The sequence below is a fragment of the Pseudomonas sp. TH08 genome (genome assembly GCF_016651275.1).
Classification (GTDB): Bacteria; Pseudomonadota; Gammaproteobacteria; order Pseudomonadales; family Pseudomonadaceae; genus Aquipseudomonas.
This window is the reverse complement of sequence record NZ_JAEKEE010000001.1, coordinates 555,605-575,236: the sequence shown is the minus strand read 5'-3', so window position 1 is coordinate 575,236 and position 19,632 is coordinate 555,605. Positions and strand designations below refer to the sequence as shown.

At 59.7% G+C, this 19,632-nt stretch carries 16 protein-coding genes; 7 read left to right on the top strand and 9 right to left on the bottom strand.

Going from position 1 to position 19,632, the window contains the following annotated elements; all coding sequences use genetic code 11:
* Window positions 1-58 precede the first annotated feature (58 nt).
* The 8 genes from JFT91_RS02765 to JFT91_RS02730 all read right to left on the bottom strand — a co-directional run bounded on the left by JFT91_RS02765 (window position 59) and on the right by JFT91_RS02730 (window position 9,927).
* Window positions 59-1,981 carry a PrkA family serine protein kinase gene (locus JFT91_RS02765; RefSeq protein ID WP_007910115.1) on the bottom strand — a complete coding sequence of 641 codons (1,923 nt, stop codon included), beginning with the start codon at window positions 1,979-1,981 and terminating at the stop codon, window positions 59-61.
* 297 nt (window positions 1,982-2,278) lie between these two features.
* A complete protein-coding gene (gene glpE / locus JFT91_RS02760; RefSeq protein ID WP_016983139.1) occupies window positions 2,279-2,608 on the bottom strand; it encodes a thiosulfate sulfurtransferase GlpE in 330 nt (109 codons plus the stop codon).
* Window positions 2,609-2,640: 32 nt separating this feature from the next.
* Window positions 2,641-3,522 carry a symmetrical bis(5'-nucleosyl)-tetraphosphatase gene (locus JFT91_RS02755; RefSeq protein WP_201231494.1) on the bottom strand — a complete coding sequence of 294 codons (882 nt, stop codon included), beginning with the start codon at window positions 3,520-3,522 and terminating at the stop codon, window positions 2,641-2,643.
* The gene (gene apaG / locus JFT91_RS02750) at window positions 3,522-3,902 is read right to left on the bottom strand and encodes a Co2+/Mg2+ efflux facilitator ApaG/CorD (RefSeq protein ID WP_008085199.1); all 381 of its coding nucleotides are present in this window, start codon (window positions 3,900-3,902) and stop codon (window positions 3,522-3,524) included. The genes JFT91_RS02755 and apaG overlap by 1 nt, the downstream gene beginning before the upstream one ends.
* Window positions 3,903-4,015: 113 nt before the next feature.
* A complete protein-coding gene (gene rsmA, locus JFT91_RS02745) occupies window positions 4,016-4,834 on the bottom strand; it encodes a 16S rRNA (adenine(1518)-N(6)/adenine(1519)-N(6))-dimethyltransferase RsmA (protein WP_201231493.1) in 819 nt (272 codons plus the stop codon).
* Window positions 4,831-5,820 (bottom strand): 4-hydroxythreonine-4-phosphate dehydrogenase PdxA, encoded by a 990-nt coding sequence (gene pdxA / locus JFT91_RS02740; RefSeq protein WP_201231492.1) that lies wholly within the window; start codon window positions 5,818-5,820, stop codon window positions 4,831-4,833. Before pdxA ends, rsmA begins: the two co-directional genes overlap by 4 nt.
* A complete protein-coding gene (surA, locus tag JFT91_RS02735; RefSeq protein WP_201228740.1) occupies window positions 5,817-7,133 on the bottom strand; it encodes a peptidylprolyl isomerase SurA in 1,317 nt (438 codons plus the stop codon). Before surA ends, pdxA begins: the two co-directional genes overlap by 4 nt.
* Complete coding sequence (locus JFT91_RS02730) at window positions 7,114-9,927, bottom strand: LPS-assembly protein LptD (protein WP_201231491.1); 2,814 nt, start codon at window positions 9,925-9,927, stop codon at window positions 7,114-7,116. Before JFT91_RS02730 ends, surA begins: the two co-directional genes overlap by 20 nt.
* Window positions 9,928-10,057: 130 nt before the next feature.
* Here JFT91_RS02730 and JFT91_RS02725 point away from each other — a divergent pair, with 130 nt between their 5' ends.
* The 3 genes from JFT91_RS02725 to JFT91_RS02715 are packed head-to-tail and all read left to right on the top strand — an operon-like array spanning window position 10,058 to window position 12,514.
* Window positions 10,058-11,077, top strand: coding sequence for an aminoglycoside phosphotransferase family protein (locus JFT91_RS02725; RefSeq protein WP_201231490.1), 1,020 nt, complete (start codon window positions 10,058-10,060; stop codon window positions 11,075-11,077).
* Window positions 11,074-11,745, top strand: a complete 672-nt coding sequence (gene murU, locus JFT91_RS02720) for an N-acetylmuramate alpha-1-phosphate uridylyltransferase MurU (RefSeq protein ID WP_201231489.1) — start codon at window positions 11,074-11,076, stop codon at window positions 11,743-11,745. The genes JFT91_RS02725 and murU overlap by 4 nt, the downstream gene beginning before the upstream one ends.
* Window position 11,746: 1 nt before the next feature.
* Window positions 11,747-12,514, top strand: coding sequence for a TerB family tellurite resistance protein (locus JFT91_RS02715; protein ID WP_201228732.1), 768 nt, complete (start codon window positions 11,747-11,749; stop codon window positions 12,512-12,514).
* Between the two features lie 135 nt (window positions 12,515-12,649).
* Here the strand turns inward: JFT91_RS02715 and JFT91_RS02710 are convergent, their stop codons facing one another.
* Complete coding sequence (locus JFT91_RS02710; protein ID WP_201231488.1) at window positions 12,650-13,639, bottom strand: alpha/beta hydrolase family protein; 990 nt, start codon at window positions 13,637-13,639, stop codon at window positions 12,650-12,652.
* A 73-nt stretch (window positions 13,640-13,712) separates the two neighbouring features.
* Between JFT91_RS02710 and JFT91_RS02705 the strand changes: the two genes are divergently transcribed.
* The 4 genes from JFT91_RS02705 to JFT91_RS02690 all read left to right on the top strand — a co-directional run bounded on the left by JFT91_RS02705 (window position 13,713) and on the right by JFT91_RS02690 (window position 19,387).
* Window positions 13,713-16,109 carry a PAS domain-containing sensor histidine kinase gene (locus JFT91_RS02705; protein ID WP_201231487.1) on the top strand — a complete coding sequence of 799 codons (2,397 nt, stop codon included), beginning with the start codon at window positions 13,713-13,715 and terminating at the stop codon, window positions 16,107-16,109.
* 85 nt (window positions 16,110-16,194) lie between these two features.
* Window positions 16,195-16,824, top strand: a complete 630-nt coding sequence (locus tag JFT91_RS02700) for a response regulator (RefSeq protein WP_008085218.1) — start codon at window positions 16,195-16,197, stop codon at window positions 16,822-16,824.
* Between the two features lie 346 nt (window positions 16,825-17,170).
* Window positions 17,171-18,295 carry an ABC transporter ATP-binding protein gene (locus JFT91_RS02695; protein ID WP_201148898.1) on the top strand — a complete coding sequence of 375 codons (1,125 nt, stop codon included), beginning with the start codon at window positions 17,171-17,173 and terminating at the stop codon, window positions 18,293-18,295.
* A 48-nt stretch (window positions 18,296-18,343) separates the two neighbouring features.
* Entirely contained in the window at window positions 18,344-19,387 is a 1,044-nt protein-coding gene (locus JFT91_RS02690; protein WP_008085222.1) for an ABC transporter substrate-binding protein, read from the top strand.
* Window positions 19,388-19,632: the final 245 nt, after the last annotated feature.

The window sequence follows — 19,632 nt, the reverse complement described above, 5'->3', positions numbered from 1 at the left end:
CCTCGAGATCGGTTTTTGCTGTTCTCTTGCAGCTTGTCGCTAGAAGCTTGCAGCTGCTTTATTGCGATTTGCGGACCCGTAGGTACCATTCGGAAAGTAGCCGTACCTGTTTGTCGGTGTAGCCGCGTTCGACCATTCGAGTGACGAAGTCGTTGTGTTTCTGTTGATCCTCCTTGCTGGCCTTGGCGTTGAAGCTGATAACCGGCAGCAGATCCTCGGTGTTCGAGAACATTTTCTTCTCGATGACCACGCGCAGTTTTTCGTAGCTGAGCCAGGTCGGATTCTTGCCATTGTTGTTGGCCCGGGCGCGTAGCACGAAGTTGACGATTTCGTTGCGGAAATCCTTCGGATTGCTGATGCCGGCCGGTTTTTCGATTTTCTCCAGTTCTTCGTTCAAAGCAACGCGGTTGAGGATCTCGCCGGTTTCCGGGTCGCGGTATTCCTGATCCTGAATCCAGAAGTCGGCGTAGAGCACGTAGCGGTCGAAAATGTTCTGGCCGTACTCGCTGTAGGACTCGAGATAAGCGGTCTGGATCTCCTTGCCGATAAACTCGATATAACGCGGTGCCAGGTACTCTTTCAGGTAGCGCAGGTAGCGTTCGCGGGTTTCGGCCTGGAATTGTTCCTGTTCGATCTGCTGTTCCAGCACATAGAGCAGGTGCACCGGGTTGGCGGCGATTTCATGCGGATCGAAGTTGAAGACCTTGGACAGAATCTTGAAGGCGAAGCGGGTCGACAGGCCGTTCATGCCCTCGTCGACGCCTGCCGAGTCGCGGTATTCCTGAATCGACTTGGCCTTCGGATCGGTGTCCTTGAGGTTTTCGCCGTCGTAGACGCGCATCTTCGAATAGATGTTGGAGTTTTCCGGCTCTTTGAGGCGCGACAGTACGGTGAACTGCGCCAGCATCTTCAGGGTGTCCGGCGCGCAATGCGCCTTGGCCAGCGAACTGTTGAACAGCAATTTGTCGTAGATCTTCACTTCGTCGCTGACGCGCAGGCAATACGGCACTTTGACGATGTAGATCCGGTCGATGAACGCTTCGTTGTTCTTGTTGTTGCGGAAGGTGTGCCATTCCGATTCGTTGGAGTGGGCGAGCAGGATCCCGGTAAACGGAATCGCGCCGAGACCTTCGGTGCTGTTGTAGTTGCCTTCCTGGGTCGCAGTCAGCAATGGGTGCAGCACCTTGATCGGTGCCTTGAACATTTCGACGAATTCCATCAGGCCCTGGTTGGCCCGGCACAACGCACCGGAGTAGCTATAAGCGTCGGCGTCGTTCTGTGGGTATTCCTCGAGTTTGCGGATGTCGACCTTACCGACCAACGCAGAGATGTCCTGGTTGTTCTCGTCACCCGGTTCGGTTTTAGCCACGGCGATCTGATTGAGGATCGACGGGTACAGTTTGACCACGCGGAACTGGCTGATGTCGCCGCCGAATTCGGCCAGGCGTTTGGTCGCCCATGGCGACATGATGGTGTTCAGGTAGCGCCGTGGAATACCGAAATCTTCTTCGAGGATCGCGCCATCTTCGGTGGCGTTGAACAGACCCAGAGGCGATTCGAATACCGGCGAACCCTTGATTGCGTAAAAGGGCACTTTCTCGATCAGCTGTTTCAGCTTTTCGGCCAGGGACGATTTACCGCCGCCGACGGGGCCGAGCAGATAAAGGATTTGTTTCTTCTCTTCCAGGCCTTGGGCGGCGTGGCGGAAATACGAAACGATCTGGTCGATGCATTCTTCCATCCCGTGGAAGTCTTCAAAGGCCGGATAGCGGCGGATTACCTTGTTGGAGAAGATGCGCGACAGTCTCGAGTTGGTCGAGGTGTCGAGCAGTTCGGGCTCACCGATGGCCAGCAATAGACGCTCGGCGGCGGAAACGTAAGCGCTCCGGTCTTTCTTGCACAGCTCCAGGTACTCTTGCAGCGAGAGTTCTTCCTGGCGTGTGGACTCGAAGCGTTGTTGGAAGTGGCTAAAGATACTCATGACGTCACCTCGCTCGATACGTGGAGCCGACGCCGGATCACTCAGTCGATGCTGGCAAACAACCGCGGTGGCAGCTGTTTGTTTACCCCCCAGAACACTTTCACGACCGACAATCGTGAAAGTCACTCCCGATGACCCGTGCGCCGGTGTACCGGCTCTCCCCTGTTTTGGATGGCCTGGGCTTAAGGATAGTTGGGAATTCGGGAGGTAAAGGCGAGATACGTAATTAGTTGTGGCAGACCGTTCGTCTGCCCAGCGCAGGCCCGCGGCAGCCGGGGCCTGCACGTGACAAAAAAATTATTCGGCGGTGCCTTGGGCGGTTTCCGCAGGATAAGTCGTACGCCACAACTCGAAGCCGCCGTCCATGCTGTAGACGTCGGAAAAGCCCTGGCTGATCAGGTAGGCCGCTGCGCCCTGGCTGGAGTTGCCGTGGTAGCAGACGACCACCGTCGGTGCATCGAGGTCGGCGCCTTGAATGAAGGCGTGCAGCGAATGATTGTCCAGATGCTTTGAGCCGCTGATGTGCAGGGCGGCGAATGTTGCTGGATCACGTACGTCGACCACGACGGCGCCTTGCTCGCGCAGGGCCTGGGCCTGTTCCGGGGGGATGCGTTTGAATTCGCTCATGGCGGTTCCTGTTGCTCGGCTGAATGCGCAGTCTATCGCGGGACGTTGACTGGCGAAGTTTCGGGGATAAGTGGTGTAACGGTTGACGCGAGACCGCCATGCTCATCGCATTTGCACGACAGGCGTTCACCGCTGTCGACGTTCATCAAGGTCAGGCTGCCGCCCCAGACACAACCGGTGTCCAGCGCCGAGATGCCTGGTTCGTGGATATTGCCTTCGAGTGCCGCCCAGTGACCGAAGATGATTCGCAAGTCTTTGGTCTTGCGCTCCTTGTGCTGGAACCACGGTTTGTAACCCGGTGGCGCGGTATCGAGGCCTTCCTTGCTTTTGAGGTCGAGCTTGCCTTCGGCGGTGCAGAAGCGCATGCGCGTGAAGTAGTTGGTAATGACCCGCAGGCGCGTCACGCCTTTGAGGTCGTTGTCCCACTTCGCCGGCTCGTTGCCGTACATGCCGTCGAGAAAGGCCGGAAACAGATTGTCGTCACGCAGGGCGGTCTCGACTTCGTCAGCGCACTTCAAGGCACGACGCAGCGACCATTGCGGTGGAATGCCGGCGTGAACCATGGCGACATCGCGCTGTTCGTCGTAGTGCATGAGTTTTTGCTGGCGTAGCCACTCAAGCAGTTCGGCGCAGTCCGGCGCTTCGAGAATTTCGCGCAAGGTGTCGGACTTCTTCAGGCGTTCGATGTTTTTTGCCGCAGCCAGCAGATGCAGGTCATGGTTGCCCAGTACGCAGACCAGCGATTGGCGCATGCCATATAGAAAGCGCAGGGTTTCCAGCGACTGCGGCCCACGGTTGACCAGATCGCCGACCAGCCACAGCCGATCCAGCGTCGGGTCGAACGCGACTTGCTTGAGCAGGCATTTGAGCGGCTCAAGACAGCCTTGCAGGTCGCCGACGGCGTACGTTGCCATCAGTGCAAGGCCCCGGGCACCGCCAGGCGGAAAGGTTTGATGATGGCGTCGAAATGTTTGCCGTCAGTGGCGACCATTTCATAGGTGCCCTGCATGGTGCCGACCTTGGTGGTCATCACCGTGCCGCTGCTGTAAGTGTGGCTCTGGCCGGCATCGATCAACGGCTGCTGGCCAACCACGCCTGCGCCACGAACCTCCTCGACATGGCCATCGCCATCGGTGATCACCCAATGCCGCGACATCAGCCGAGCGGGCTGCTCGCCGTTGTTCTGCACGGTAATGGTGTAGGCGAAGGCAAAGCGGTCGTGCTCGGGTTGCGATTGGTCTGCCAGATAGTGGGTAACGACGCTGACATCGACCTGGTAACGGGAATCGGACATGCAAGAGGCCTTAAACGAAGCGGAACGCGGGGCGTAGCTGATGGGGAATCAGTCTAGGCAAGTATCGGGCAGTAAACCAGAGTGGCGTCCTGCCCGATAGCGTTCATCGTTTGTCAGTCGGCAGCGGGGGAGGCTGGGACCTGGATGGCGAGCTGGTCGGCCAGGCGCACGAACGCGGCCAGGTCGAGTTGCTCCGGACGTAGGCTGCCATCGACGCCGGCGGCTTCGATCTCGGCATTGCTGAGCAATTGCTTGAGGGTGTTGCGCAGGGTTTTACGGCGCTGGTTGAAGGCTTCGCGGACGACGCGCTCCAGCAACTTGTGATCCTTGGCCGGATGCGGCAGCACGGCGTGCGGCACCAGACGAACGATCGCCGAGTCGACTTTCGGCGGCGGGTTGAACGCGCCCGGACCGACGTTGAACAGGTGCTCTACGCGGCAATGGTACTGAACCATGATCGACAGACGACCCCAGTCACCACCGCCCGGACCTGCGGCCAGACGCTCGACCACTTCTTTCTGCAGCATGAAGTGCATGTCGCGAATGATGCTGGCGTTGTTCAGCAGATGAAAAATCAGCGGCGTGGAGATGTTGTACGGCAGGTTGCCGACCACACGCAGGCTGTTCGGCGCGGCATTGAGCGTGTTGAAGTCGAACTTCAGCGCATCGCCCTGGTGCAGGTTGAAGTTGCTCTTGCCGGCAAACTGCTGGTTGAGGATCGGAATCAAGTCCTTGTCCAGCTCAACCACATCGAGCTGAGCGCCGGAGTTGAGCAGGCCTGCAGTCAGCGCACCCTGGCCCGGACCGATTTCCAGCAGGCGGTCTTCGGCTTTGGCATGGATGGAACGCAGGATGCGGTCGATAACGCCGGCATCGTGCAGGAAGTTCTGGCCAAAGCGTTTGCGCGCCTTGTGTTGGTATTGCTCGGTCATAAACGGGTCTCGGCCATCTGGTAGGCGGTTTCCAGGGCGACTTGCAGGCTGCCGGTGTCGATCTTGCCGCTGCCGGCCAGATCCAGGGCAGTGCCATGGTCGACCGATGTGCGGATGATCGGCAGGCCAAGTGTCACGTTGACGGCAGCGCCGAAGCCTTTGTACTTGAGCACAGGCAAGCCCTGGTCGTGGTACATCGCCAGCACTGCGTCGCAGTGCTCCAGATATTTTGGGGTAAACAGAGTGTCAGCAGGCAGCGGGCCACGAAGGTCCATGCCCTCGCCGCGCAGGCGCTCTAATGTTGGTTCAATGATGTCGATTTCTTCATGGCCCAGGTGTCCGCCTTCACCGGCGTGCGGGTTGAGCCCGCAGACCAGGATACGTGGCTGGGCGATGCCGAATTTGTTTTGCAGGTCGCTGTGCAGAATCCGCGTGACTCGTTCCAGGCGCTCCGGCGTGATCGCATCGGCGATGTCACGCAGGGGCAGGTGGGTGGTGACCAGCGCCACGCGCAAACCGCGAGTGGCCAGCATCATCACCACTTGCGCGGTATGGGTAAGGTCCGCCAGAAACTCCGTGTGCCCGGAAAACGCGATGCCCGACTCGTTGATCACGCCCTTATGGACGGGGGCTGTGATCATCCCGGCGAAGTCGCCGTTCAGGCAGCCGTTACCGGCGCGGGTCAGGGTTTCGAGGACGAACGCCGCATTGGCCTTGTCCAGTTGCCCGGCAACCACGGGGGCACTGACCGGAGTGTCCCAGACATACAGGCTGCCTGTGGGCGCCGGGGCATCCGGCCAGTGATTCGGGCCGACGTCCAGAAAGTTGACGGCCAGCCCCAGCTGCGCGGCCCGCTCAAGGAGCAGGTCGCGGCTGGTGATGGCAATCAGGGGATGTGGCTGGGCTTGCGAGGCGAGCAGCAGGCACAGGTCGGGACCGATGCCGGCTGGTTCGCCGGGTGTCAGCGCGAAACGCTTGGGTTTCACTGCGCTGCCTGGTCTGCACCAGGGAGTTTGATCTCTACGTACGCTTCGTCACGGATCTGACGCAGCCAGGTTTGCAGCTCTTCGTCGTATTTGCGGTTACGCAGTACGGTCATGGCTTGCTGCTCGCGGGCTTGTTCGGTGCTGTCGGTGGCGCGACGGCCAAGGACTTCCAGAACATGCCAGCCGTATTGGGTCTGGAATGGCTTGGACAGCTGACCTTGTGGGGTCTTGGCCATCACTTCGCGGAATTCCGGAACCAGTGCGTTCGGGTCGATCCAGTTCAGGTCGCCACCGTTAAGCGCAGAGCCCGGGTCTTCGGAGTAGCTTTTCGCCAGAGTGGCGAAATCTTCACCCGCCAAAATGCGCTCGTACAGCGATTGAACCAAGGCTTTGGTCTTGGCTTCGTCGCGGATCGGGCTTGGCTTGACCAGAATGTGGCGTACATGCACTTCGTCGCGGGTCTGGCTCTCGCCGCCGCGTTTGGCCAGCAGCTTCAGGATTATGAAGCCGCCAGGCGTGCGCGCAGGCTGAGTCACGTCGCCGACGGCCATACTGCTCAACTCGCGATCAAACGGAGGTGGCAGTTGCGCCGCTTTACGCCAGCCCATGTCGCCGCCTTCCAGCGCGTTGTCGCTGCCGGATTTGGCAACGGCCATCTGGCCGAAGTCAGCACCTTGCTTGAGTTGCTGGTAAACCTCCATCGCCTGGCGTGCGGCGCTCTGAATGGCTTCAGAACTAGCACTTTCCGGGGTTGGAATGAGGATGTTGGCCAGGTGCAGCTCCTCGGACAGTTGCATTTTGCCCAGGTCGGACGCGAGGAAATTTTTCACTTCCTGCTCGGACACCTGGATGCGTTCTGCCACGCGGCGCTGACGTACACGGCTGATGACCATTTCGCGACGGATCTGGTCACGGGCGTCGTCGTAGGACAGACCGTCGTGAGCCAGAGCGGCGCGGAATTGATCCACGGTCATGTTATTGCGCTGGGCAATGGTACCGACAGCCTGGTTCAGTTCTTCATCGGTGATGCGGATGCCGGAGCGTTCGCCGATCTGCAGTTGCAGGTTTTCGACGATCAGGCGCTCAAGCACCTGTTGATCCAGCACGCCCGGAGGCGGCAAGCCGCCGCCACGCTTGGCGATGGTCTGCTGAACTTCGTGGACACGCTGGTCCAGTTGGCTCTGCATGACCACGTCGTTGTCGACGATCGCAACCACTTTATCGATGGACTGTACGGCGGCGTTGGCCGCAGTACCCAGGAACAGCGCGCCCAGCATCAGCGGGCGCAGACAATCAGAAAGCTTGGTCTTCACGTTCACGATAACCTTGAATGCCTTTGTCGAGGAAGCTCTCTACCTTGGCGCCGGTTAGGCCGCCGAGTCCCTTCAGAACAATTTGGAGGAAGACGCCGTGGTCGCCTTTTTCGTTTTCCGGGGCGTTCTGACTGAACTCGTCATAGCTGACCCAGTAACGGTTGATCAGGCGCAGTTTCCAGCAGCAGTTGTCGTATTCAAAACCACCGAAGGCTTCCAGCGTGCGGTTACGGTTGTAGTCGTACTGCCAGCGGCTGATCGCGTTCCACTGTGGAACGATCGGCCAGATGACCGAGAAGTCATGCTGCTGGATCTTGTAGTAGTCCTTCACGTAGCCAGGTTGGCCTGGAGTGCCGTAGTCACCACCACCCACCGACCATTTACCGGTGTTCTGGTCGTAACGAACCTGGTCATTGCGATAGCGATAGCCGGCGTTGATGACCTTGTTCGGGTTGTCTTCAGGCTGGTAGTGGAACATCGCACTGCCGGAACGTGGGCTGCGGCTGTCCGGGTCCCAGTTGTAGTCGGCAGTGGTGCGCCAATCGCGGTTCCAGCGATATTCGTATTCCAGTGCGTACGGCGAAACGTTGGCCTGCGCATCGTCACGGGTCTTGGCATCGATACCTGGCAGTTGGACTTCACGATCCTTGAAGTACAGGGCCTGCCCGACGCTGATGCGTTGACGTTCGAAACCATCGTCTTCGATCCAACGGCTGGTCACGCCCAGCGACAGTTTGTTCTCGTCGCCGACACGGTCGGATCCGGAGAAGCGGTTGTCGCGGAACAGCGATGCGTAGTTGAAAGTGTATTCGCTGGTGTCGAACACTGGAATGTCTTCTTGATCAACCTCAGGGACGTAGAGGTAGAACAGGCGTGGTTCCAGGGTCTGGCGATAGTTCTTGCCGAAGAACGACGTGTTGCGGTCGAAGTACAGGCCGCTGTCGATGCTGGCGATTGGTACGCCTCGGTTCTGGTTGCTGCCGAACTTGCCGCCAACATAGTCGGTACCTGCTGCGGCTGCTGCATCTTGCTGGGCAACGATCTGTGACTTGCCGGTACTGTCCAGGTCTAGCTGATACTGGGTGTACTGATACTTGAGCGATGGCTTCAGGAAGCCATAGGTCCAGTTCATCGGCAAGCTGACGCCCGGCTTCAGGTTCAGACGATCGCCGTTGGCACGGGCCAGGCCTTGGACGTTGTTGTCCAGGCGCGACTCAACAGTGCCGTCTTCATTGGTGAAGTTGCCGTTTTCCAGATCACGGTCAAAGCGAACCAGTTCGGTCTCGTAATCGAAATTCAGACCTTCCGGATGATACGGCAGCTGACCATTGAAGGTGATCTGCGGCAGACGGTCATATGGCGTGATGTTCGACACGGTAGCCAGCTGATAAGCCTGAGCGTTCAGTCGAGCGGTGTAACTGTCGCCACGGTAGGTGACGGAACCCTGCTGGTTTACATAGTCAGCGCTCTTCACACCGATCTGGTCAGTGGTCAGATCCTGGAAGTAATACGGATCGCTAATCTTGGTGTAATCAACCTGGGTGAACACACGGGAGTCGAGACCGCCCTTGTGCTGCCAGTTGTACATATAGCGATTTTTTTCGTAGTCGGTCTGCTTGCTGCGATCGGTATCTTCGTCGTTCAGATACGCGGCGCCGAACTGACCTTCACTCGACTTGGTCAGGTAACGGAATTCGCCTTCGACCAGCATGCCGCGCTTGCTCATGTAACGCGGATACAACGTGGCGTCGTAGTTCGGCGCCAGGTTGAAGTAGTACGGGGTGACCAGCATGAAGCCGGTGTCGCTGCCGGTGCCGATGGTCGGCGGCAGGAAGCCCGACTGGCGACGGTCGTCGATCGGGAAGTAGATGTACGGCGTGTACAGGATCGGAATGTCCTTGACCCGCAGTGTCACGTTGGTCGCGGTACCGAAACCGGTGGCCGGGTTCAAGGTGATGTTGTTGCCCTTGAGCTGCCAGGCGTTGCTGTTTGGTTCGCACGTGGTGTACGTGCCGTCCTTCAAGCGGATGATCGCGTTCTCGGCACGCTTGGCGTACAGCGCGTTACCGCGGATACGCGATTTGTGCATCACGTATTCGGCGTTGTCGACCTTGGCTTCACCGGTGTCGAGTTGCACATCGGCGTGGTCGCCGACGATCAGCGCGCCGTTGTCACGGATACGCACATCGCCATTGAGTTCGGCGCGGCTCTCGGCCTGATACAGGCTCGCCTCGTCGGACTCGACCTGCATGCTGCCCTGACGCAGGACAACATCACCGGCCAGGGTGCCAACTTGATCATCGGTGTTATAGCGCGAGGCTTTTGCGCCGATAAAGGTCGGAGCATCGCTTTTATTCGTCTTGTCATTCATGCCAGGACGAATCGGTTCGATATAGGCACCAGAGCAGTACGGACCCGTTTCGGCCAGTTGGGCGGCGGTGAGCTTCTCGCGCGGAACCCAGTCGAGGTGACTGAAGTCTTCGCTACGGGATTTCAGGCCGCGGCCCTTGGCTTCGGTGACCAGTGCCGTTTTAGGGGCAGTGTCGGCAGTCGAGCCGTTCTCGCTCGTCGCTTCGCCGGTGGCGCTGACGGCACTGCCGTCATGCACTGGACGCGGCGGCAAGGCTGCAGCGGATGACTTGGGCGCACAGGCCCAACCACCCGAAGCCGAGACGGAGCAGTCATACTGCTCGGCGGCGACAACGAATTGACTGGCCAGAGGTTGCATAGCCAGCAGACTGCCGGTTACCAACAACGGAAATTTTTTACGAAACGCGGGGGATTTCAATGCCATCTTATTAGTCCGGGCTTCCTGCGTGCCATCTGCCCGCGGTGTGGGCCGCACGCCTCTCGATGGTCTGAAAAAGATGCTGGATAATAAAGCATGACCCGCTTGACGGCTAGCGCCGTCGGAGACCCTTGCAATGCCTGACCAAGATGTACGCTTGCAACACCTGAAAGTTTGGCTCGATGAGCAGTTGGCAAACCTGTTTGCAGATCAGGGCTGGGGCGCCGTGCCCCCGGCCACGTTGACCGCGGCCAGCAGCGACGCGAGTTTTCGCCGTTACTTCCGTTGGGAAGGCGAGGGGCGCAGCTTCGTCGTGATGGATGCCCCACCCCCCCAGGAAAACTGCAAACCGTTCGTGGATATCGCCTTTTTGCTGGCGAAATCCGGAATAAATGTGCCGAAAATTTATGCCGAAGACCTCGAACGCGGATTTCTTTTGCTCAATGACCTGGGCAACAAGACCTATCTCGACGTGATCGATGGCGAAAATGCCGACGCTTTGTTCAGCGATGCGCTAAAGGCACTGTTGGCATTTCAGCAGTTGCCGATGGTTGCGCCGCTGCCGAGTTACGACGTTGCGTTGCTGCGCCGTGAGCTGGAGCTGTTCCCCGAGTGGTACGTGAAGCGCGAGTTGGGCGTTGAGTTCGATTCGACTCAACAGCAGCAATGGCAGCGCATCAGCGATTTGCTGATCGACAGCGCCCTGGCGCAACCGAAAGTGCTGGTGCACCGCGACTACATGCCGCGCAACCTGATGATCAGCGAGCCTAACCCCGGCGTGCTGGATTTTCAGGATGCGGTCTACGGCCCGGTGACCTACGACGTGACGTGCCTGTTCAAGGACGCGTTCCTCAGTTGGCCTGAAGAACGCGTGCGCGGCTGGCTGGAAAATTACTGGCAGCAAGCGTCGGCGCTGAACATTCCGGTGCAGGCGGATTTCGAAGACTTCCTGCGCGCCAGCGACCTGATGGGCGTGCAACGTCACTTGAAAGTCATCGGTATCTTCGCGCGTATCTGCCATCGCGACGGCAAGCCGCGTTATCTGGCCGACGTGCCGCGCTTCTTCTCTTATATAGAAGCGGTGATTGCGCGCCGTCCTGAACTGGCGGAACTGCAAGCGTTGTTCGCCAGCCTGCGGGGTGGAGCAACAGCATGAAGGCAATGATTCTGGCCGCGGGCAAAGGCGAGCGCATGCGCCCGCTGACCCTGACCACTCCGAAACCACTGGTGCGTGCCGGTGGCGTGCCGTTGATCGAGTATCACCTGCGCGCCCTCGCGGCCGCCGGTTTCAATGAGATCGTGATCAACCACGCGTGGCTCGGTCAGCAGATCGAGGATTATCTGGGTGACGGTTCGCAGTTTGGCGTGAGCATTCAGTACTCGCCGGAAGGCGAGCCGCTGGAAACCGGCGGTGGCATTTTCCGTGCACTGCCGTTGCTCGGTGACGATGCGTTTCTGGTGGTCAACGGCGATATCTGGACCGATTACGACTTCAGCGTGCTGCACCAGCCGATCAGCGGCCTGGCGCATCTGGTGCTGGCGGACAACCCGGCGCACCACCCGACTGGCGACTTCAGTCTGGTTGACGGTCAAGTGATCGACGGCCTGGCCGACGCCGCGACTCTCACCTACAGCGGCATCGCCGTCCTTCATCCGCAATTGTTCGACGGTTGCCGCGACGGGGCTTTCAAACTGGCACCGCTGCTGCGCCAGGCCATGGCGCAAGGCGAGGTCAGCGGTGAACGCTTGAAAGGTCACTGGGTCGACGTCGGCACCCACGAGCGCCTGGCTGAAGCCGAAATCTTGATAGAAGCGAGTCGCTGACATGTTGTGGCCAGGGACTCTGATTGGAGCCGGAGCGGGTTTTGCGATTGCCAGCATTCCGGGGGCCATGCTTGGGGCATTGTTGGGGCAGGCACTGGATCGGCGCCTGCACTTACAGAGCTGGGGGCACTTGCGCGAAAAGCTCGGCGGTCAGCCGATGTTGCGCAACGATGAATTGCTGTTTGTGTTGCTGGGGCGTCTGGCCAAGAGCGACGGCCGTGTCACGGACGGGCATATCCAACAGGCGCGTAACGAAATGCGAGCGCTGGAGATGAGCGAGCCGGCACAGCGGCGGGCGATTGCTGCGTTCAATCGCGGCAAGTCCGGCAGCGACAGTTTGCGCGGTTACTTGCGTCGTCTCAGTGGGCAACCTCATGCGGCCGAAGGTGTGTTGCGCGCCTGTTGGCGGATGGTTTGGGCCGATGGCCGCGCGGGCGTCAGTGAACGTGAATTGTTGGCGCAATGGGGCAAGTGGCTGGGCTGGACGACGCATCAGGTGCAGGCACTGGCCAGTGATTACGAGCCGGGCAAACGGCCTATTGTCAGTGCGGCGGTGAGTTATCAGGAAGCGATGCGTCTGCTTGGCGTGTCGGCGAGCAGCGAGCCGGCGCAGATCAAACGCGCGTACCGGCGGCTGTTGAGTCGGCACCACCCGGACAAGATTGCCGGTAGCGGTGCAACGCCAGCGCAGGTACGTGAAGCGACCGAGAAAACCCGCGAGCTGCACAATGCCTACACGTTGATTCGTGAGCGGCGGGATTTTCGCTAGTCGTTAGGTGTGTATCGTCTGAAGTGGCCCCATCGCGAGCAGGCTCACTCGTACAGTTGATCGGGTTCCTTCAATTGGAGCGTAATCACCTGTAGGAGTGAGCCTGCTCGCGATGGACGCGACGCGGTCTGCCGGTCAATCGGTGTTCTGTGGACTCAACCAGCCGCGCACCCGCCGGAACAACTGTTCCTGCTCCGCCTTCCTGTCCGGCAGTGCTTTGAGCGCCACTTGGCTAAACGCTGAGGTCTTCAAGCGTTTGCTCGCCTGCATGCGCTCAAGCGCCGCGTTGCGATCCAGTGGTTTGTCCATGTAGAAAATATCAGCGGTCGGCAGCTTCAGCGTTGGCGTCAGCTCGGCCAATACTGGCTTGGCCTTGGCGGGCATCTGCGCATCGATCATGACGAACTTTTCCACCTGCGCGGTTTGCTTCTCGCTCAGGTAGCGCGCGGCCCAATAGGCGCCAGTGCCGTGTCCGAGCACCACAATGCTGCGGGCACTTTGCTGTTCGGCGTAGGCAATCGCCGCATCGATGCGCGAGAAAATTCGCTCGGCATCCGCTTTGGCTTGTTCTTCAGTTGTTTCTGCAACTACCTGATCCGCCACTTCTGCTTCGCCGCCAGCAGCCTGTTCGATCGGTTGTGCGGTGGTGGAATCCTTGCTGCCGGTTTCCGGCGCTTTCGGCGCGGCGGCGGGCGCCATCACCCGCGGGGCGATGACGTCGCTTTGCAGATCGGGCAGGGTAATACTCAGGCTGCTCCACTCGGCGTCCGGCAATTTTTGCCGTAACGGGCCGATAGCCTGTGGCCAGTCAGCCGTTTCACCGGCACCGGGGATGATGATCACCGCGCCTTTGGGCTCTGCGTTGTTGGCCGGTTTCCACAAGGCCAGAAAGGTATCGCTGCCAGCCTGCAACTGTTGCTGTTCTTGTGCCGGGACTTTACGTTCGAGTGCGGCGGCCTCTTCCTGACTACGCTCAAGCAGTGGCTGGCGTTCGGCGGGTTTTTCTTCGGCAGGTTTTTCGGCCGTGGCGGCAGGCGCAGGATCGGCGGCTTTGACGGAAAACGCACAAGGCAGGAGCAGCGACAGGCACAATGCTGGCATTGCCAGGCGGTAGACAGAGGGCATCGGTTATTCCAGGCCAGAAAGTATCCCGGCAGCCTAATGGGTTGGTCAGAATTTGTCAGTGTATGAGACTTCAATGAAGCGATTTTGCTGCCTGTGGGTTATCGGCTGTTTGTGGTTTCCCTTGATGGGCTGGGCGGCGCCTGCGCCACCGGCACATGTCGTGCAACTGTCGCCCAGCCAGCAGCAATGGCTGACGCAGCATAATGAATTGCGCGTTGGCCTGGTCTTGCAAGCGCCGTATGCGCAATACGACCGACGCTTGCAGCGCTTGTCCGGGGCCAACGTCGAGCTGATGAAGTTGCTGGCCAAGGTCCTCAATGTCGAATTGAGCTGGCGCAACTTTCAAGACCTCGCGCAACTGGAAAGCGCAGTGCGCGAAGGCGAAGTCGACATTGCCCCGGGGTTGAGTCAAACCCCGTCGGCGTTACGCCTGTGGCTGTTTTCCGATCCGTACATGCGCGTGCCGCAACTGGTGGTCAGCGACCAGAAGGCCAGCGGCGTGGTCGACCTGGAGAAACTCGACAGCCAGACCCGCGTCGCCGTGCGCATGCCGAGCACCACCGCCGACTACCTGCGCGGCAATTATCCCCATCTGAATTTGCAAGGCGTGCCGCTGGAGCGTCAGGCGTTGCAGTTGCTGTTGAGCCAGCAGGCCTCATACGCGGTCGTTGATGAGGCACAGCTCGGGCGTCTGTCGACAGAGCCCGAATTTGCCGAACTGGTGGTGGTCGGCGATATCGGCCTGCCGCAACTGCTGCGGGTCGCTTCCCGGCGCGATTGGCCGGAGTTGGCCGGCATCGTGCAGAGTGCCTTGCGTGCGATCCCGGCCAAGGATCTGGAGCGTTTGCACAATCAATGGCTGCAGCCGAAATATCCGCGACTGTCAGAGTCGCCAGGGTTCTGGCAGAACCTCAGCCTGTTGTTCGCGGTGATGATGCTCAGTTGCCTGGCCATCGTGTTCTGGCAGCGACGTCAGCAACACAGTCTCGAACAGCGCCTGCTCGCCGCTCGAGAGGACATCGCCCAGCGCGCCGCCAGCGAAGAAGCGCTACGGCTGACGCAGTTTTCCATCGATCAGAGCACCGTTGGCATTCTCTGGGTCAATTGGGACAGTCATGTGCGCTATGCCAATCGTGCGGCGGAAAGCATGCTCGGCTACCCCTCGGGCGCACTGATCGAGCGACCGCTGATCGATTTTGAACCGGGTCTGCACATGGATCGTTGGCTCGGTCTGTGGAAACGCGCGCGGGCCAGTGAAGAGGGACCGTTGAGTTTTGAAACCAGCTGCGTAAGGGCCGATGGCAGTATTTTGCCGGCTGACGTGTCGCTGAGCTTTCTGCGTTTTCGCGACAGCGAGTATCTGGTGGTTTATCTCACCGACGTCACCGAACGCCGTCGCGCATTGGCCGCATTGCAGGAAAGCGAGGCGCGCCTGCAAGGCATTGCGGCCAACGTGCCGGGGCTGGTGTTCCGTCTGGAGCGGGCGCCGGTCAGCGGGCAGATCGACTTTGCCTACATCAGCGAGGGCAGCGAAAGTCTGGTCGGTTATGCCCCCGCGGCTATCGCTCATCGCGACATGGGTCTGCGCAGTCTGGTGCACCCGGACGACAAGGCGAGTTATCACCGCACCCAGGATCAGGCGCTGGACACCGACAGCGACTGGTCGTGGCAGGGGCGAATTCTCACCCGGCAGGGCGAACAGCGTTGGGCCGAGATCAAGGCAATCACCCGGCAACTGGACGATGGCGCTTATGTGTGGGACGGCATCGTCTGGGACATCTCCGAGAGCAAGCGCATCGAGCTGGAACTGGCCGCCTCCCGTGAACAACTGCGCGAATTGTCGGCGCACCTTGAAAGTGTCCGCGAAGAAGAGAAGGCACGGATTGCCCGCGAGGTTCACGATGAATTGGGTCAGATGCTCACAGTGTTGAAACTGGAGACATCGATGTGCGAGCTGGCCTACGCGCAACTCGATCCTGGTTTGAACGAACGGTTGAACAGCATGAAGCGGCTGATCGCCCAGTTGTTTCAGCTGGTGCGTGATGTCGCGACGGCGCTGCGACCGCCGATTCTTGATGCCGGGATTGCTTCGGCGATTGAATGGCAGGCACGGCGGTTCGAGGCGCGTACGCAGATCCCGTGTCTGGTGCAGGTGCCGGATAATCTGCCGCCGTTGAGCGATGCCAAGGCCATCGGGCTGTTCCGGATTCTGCAGGAGGCGCTGACCAACGTCATGCGTCATGCCCAGGCGCATACTGTGGAGCTGACGCTGGTGCTGGAAGGCGACGAGTTGTGTCTGACGGTCAGTGATGATGGCGTAGGATTTGTACCCGCCAGCGGTCGGCCGACCTCGTTTGGCCTGGTCGGCATGCGTGAGCGGGTATTGATCATGGGCGGGCGGTTGGTGCTGGAGAGTGAGCCGGGGGAGGGCACCAGTCTGAATGTCTGGGTGCCGGTGAATGAGGTCTGATGGTTATGTGGTGTTTGGGTCGACGCTTTCGCGAGCAGGCTCGCTCCTACAGGGAATGGTGTGTACCTGAAATCTGGAGAAGAACGTGATCCGTGTACTGGTAGCCGAAGACCACACCATTGTCCGCGAGGGCATCAAGCAACTGATCGGCCTGGCCAAGGATCTGCAAGTGGTGGGCGAGGCGAGCAATGGTGAACAACTGCTCGAAACCCTGCGCCACGTGCCGTGCGAAGTGGTCCTGCTGGACATCTCCATGCCCGGCGTCAACGGTCTGGAAGCCATCCCGCGCATTCGTGCGCTGAACAATCCGCCGGCGATTCTGGTGTTGTCGATGCACGATGAGGCGCAGATGGCCGCTCGCGCGTTGAAGGTCGGCGCCGCCGGGTATGCGACCAAGGACAGCGATCCGGCGTTGTTACTCACGGCCATTCGCAAAGTCGCGGCGGGCGGGCGCTACATCGATCCGGATCTGGCTGATCGCATGGTTTTCGAAGTCGGCCTGACCGATGCGCGGCCGCTGCACTCGCTGTTGTCCGAGCGCGAGTTCTCGGTCTTCGAGCGCCTGGCGCAGGGCGCCAACGTCAACGACATCGCCCAGCAACTGGCCCTGAGCAGCAAGACCATCAGTACCCACAAAGCGCGACTGATGCAAAAGCTCAACATCACCTCCCTGGCCGAGCTGGTCAAATACGCGATGGAACACAAACTTCTTTAAGCTCACTACAAAAACCTGTGGGAGCTGGCTTGCCAGCGATGAGGGAGTGTCAGTCACATCAATGTCGGCTGACCCACCGCTATCGCTGGCAAGCCAGCTCCCACAGGTTTCTCTGTGTCCGGAGAATGTGGGCATATCTGTCAGCGACAGCCGCTTTTGCTTGTTCTTGCGGCCTGCAGCGGGTCGCTTACCACTGCCTTGTCCGTTAGCGTCATCCTTGTAGGGCAATCCCTACACCCAACCTTCCATCCGGCTGAGGCGATTCTCTCCTGCGCCCCGATTTGCGCGCCTGTCGCCAGCCACTAGGCTTAACCCACAAGCAGTCATCAACAACAAAGGTGTGGGTATGAGCCAGGTCGAATCAAACGCAGGGGCCAGTGATGTGCTGGTCAGCTTTCGTGGAGTGCAGAAGAGCTACGATGGCGAGAACCTGATCGTCAAAGACCTCAACCTGGACATTCGCAAAGGCGAATTCCTCACCCTGCTCGGGCCGTCCGGTTCCGGCAAGACCACCAGCCTGATGATGCTCGCCGGTTTCGAAACGCCGACCGCCGGTGAAATCCTCCTCGCCGGGCGCTCGATCAACAACGTGCCACCGCACAAGCGTGACATTGGCATGGTGTTCCAGAACTACGCGCTGTTCCCGCACATGACCGTGGCGGAAAACCTCGCGTTCCCGCTAAGCGTACGTGGCCTGAACAAAAGCGACGTCAGCGACAAAGTGAAAAAAGTCCTCAGCATGGTGCAGCTCGACGCCTTCGCCTCGCGCTATCCGGCGCAATTGTCCGGCGGCCAGCAGCAACGTGTCGCGCTGGCCCGGGCGCTGGTGTTCGAACCGCAACTGGTGCTGATGGACGAGCCGCTCGGCGCCCTCGACAAACAGCTGCGTGAACACATGCAGATGGAAATCAAACATCTGCACCAGCGTCTCGGCGTGACCGTGGTCTACGTGACCCACGACCAGGGCGAAGCACTGACCATGTCCGACCGCGTTGCTGTATTCCATCAGGGCGAGATCCAGCAAATCGCGCCACCGCGCTCGCTCTACGAAGAGCCGAAAAACACCTTCGTTGCCAACTTCATTGGCGAGAACAATCGCCTCAACGGTCGCCTGCTCAGCCAGAGCGGCGAGCGCTGCGTGGTCGAGTTGGGCCGCGGCGAGAAGGTCGAGGCGCTGGCGGTCAACGTTGGCCAGACTGGCGAACCGGTGACGCTGTCGATCCGTCCGGAACGCGTCAGCCTCAACGGTTCGAGCGATCAATGCGTCAACCGCTTCTCAGGGAGGGTGGCGGAATTCATCTATCTGGGCGACCACGTCCGGGTGCGCCTGGAAGTCTGCGGCAAGACCGACTTCTTCGTGAAACAACCGATTGCCGAGCTCGATCCAGCGCTCGCCGTCGGTGACGTGGTACCGCTTGGCTGGCAGGTCGAGCACGTTCGTGCGCTCGATCCACTTCTAGAGGCGCATTAATCGCCCCGGCAATACCAACACCAACCCTGCACGTGGAGAGAACAATAAATGTTGAGATCCCTGAAGTTCACCGCCCTGACCCTGGGCCTGATGGGTGCGGCCAGCGCAATGGCCGCTGGCCCGGATTTGACCGTGGTGTCGTTTGGCGGGGCGAACAAGGCGGCGCAAGTCAAAGCCTTCTATGCACCGTGGGAAGCGGCAGGCAACGGCAAGATCGTCGCCGGCGAATACAACGGCGAAATGGCCAAGGTCAAAGCCATGGTCGACACCAAGAGCGTGTCGTGGGATCTGGTCGAGGTTGAATCGCCAGAGCTGTCCCGTGGCTGCGACGAAGACATGTTCGAGCAACTCGATCCAGCGTTGTTCGGCAAGACTGAAGACTACGTCAAAGGCGCGATTCAGCCTTGCGGCGTTGGTTTCTTCGTCTGGTCGACCGTGCTCGCTTACAACGCCGACAAGCTGAAGACCGCGCCGACCAGTTGGGCAGATTTCTGGGACACCAAGAAATTCCCGGGCAAGCGTGGCCTGCGTAAAGGCGCCAAGTACACCCTCGAATTCGCCTTGATGGCCGACGGCGTTGCGCCGAAAGACGTCTACAAAGAGCTGGCGAGCAAGGGTGGCCAGGACCGCGCGTTCAAGAAACTCGACGAGCTGAAACCAAGCATTCAGTGGTGGGAAGCGGGCGCGCAACCGCCGCAGTACCTCGCTTCCGGTGACGTGGTGATGAGCTCGGCCTACAACGGTCGCATCGCGGCAGTGCAGAAAGAATCCAACCTGAAAGTGGTGTGGAACGGTGGCATCTACGACTTCGACGCGTGGGCGATCCCGAAAGGTCTGGACGCCAAGCGTGCCGAAGCGGCGAAGAAGTTCATCGCCTACTCGGTGCAGCCGCAACAGCAGAAGACCTACTCGGAAAACATCGCCTACGGCCCGGCCAACACCCAGGCTGTACCGCTGCTGGCCAAGGATGTTCTGAAAGACATGCCGACCACCCCGGAAAACATCGCCAACCAGGTGCAGATCGACGTCAGCTTCTGGGCTGACAACGGCGAGCAACTGGAGCAGCGCTTCAACTCCTGGGCCGCGAAATAACCACTGTTTCACCTGTATGGGAGATGGCGAGGGTGAGTTTGTGGCGAGGGGATTTATCCCCGTTGGGTTGCGAAGCAGTCGTAAATCCAGCCATGAACACTGCCTGACACAACGAGGTGTATGGTTTTAAGACTGCTGCGCAGCCGAACGGGGATAAATCCCCTCGCCACAAGGTTCGCTCTCTCAGGAAGGTTCGCTTCCACAAGTAGTGGTGTTTCAACACAACAGCGGTGGCTCGCCACCGC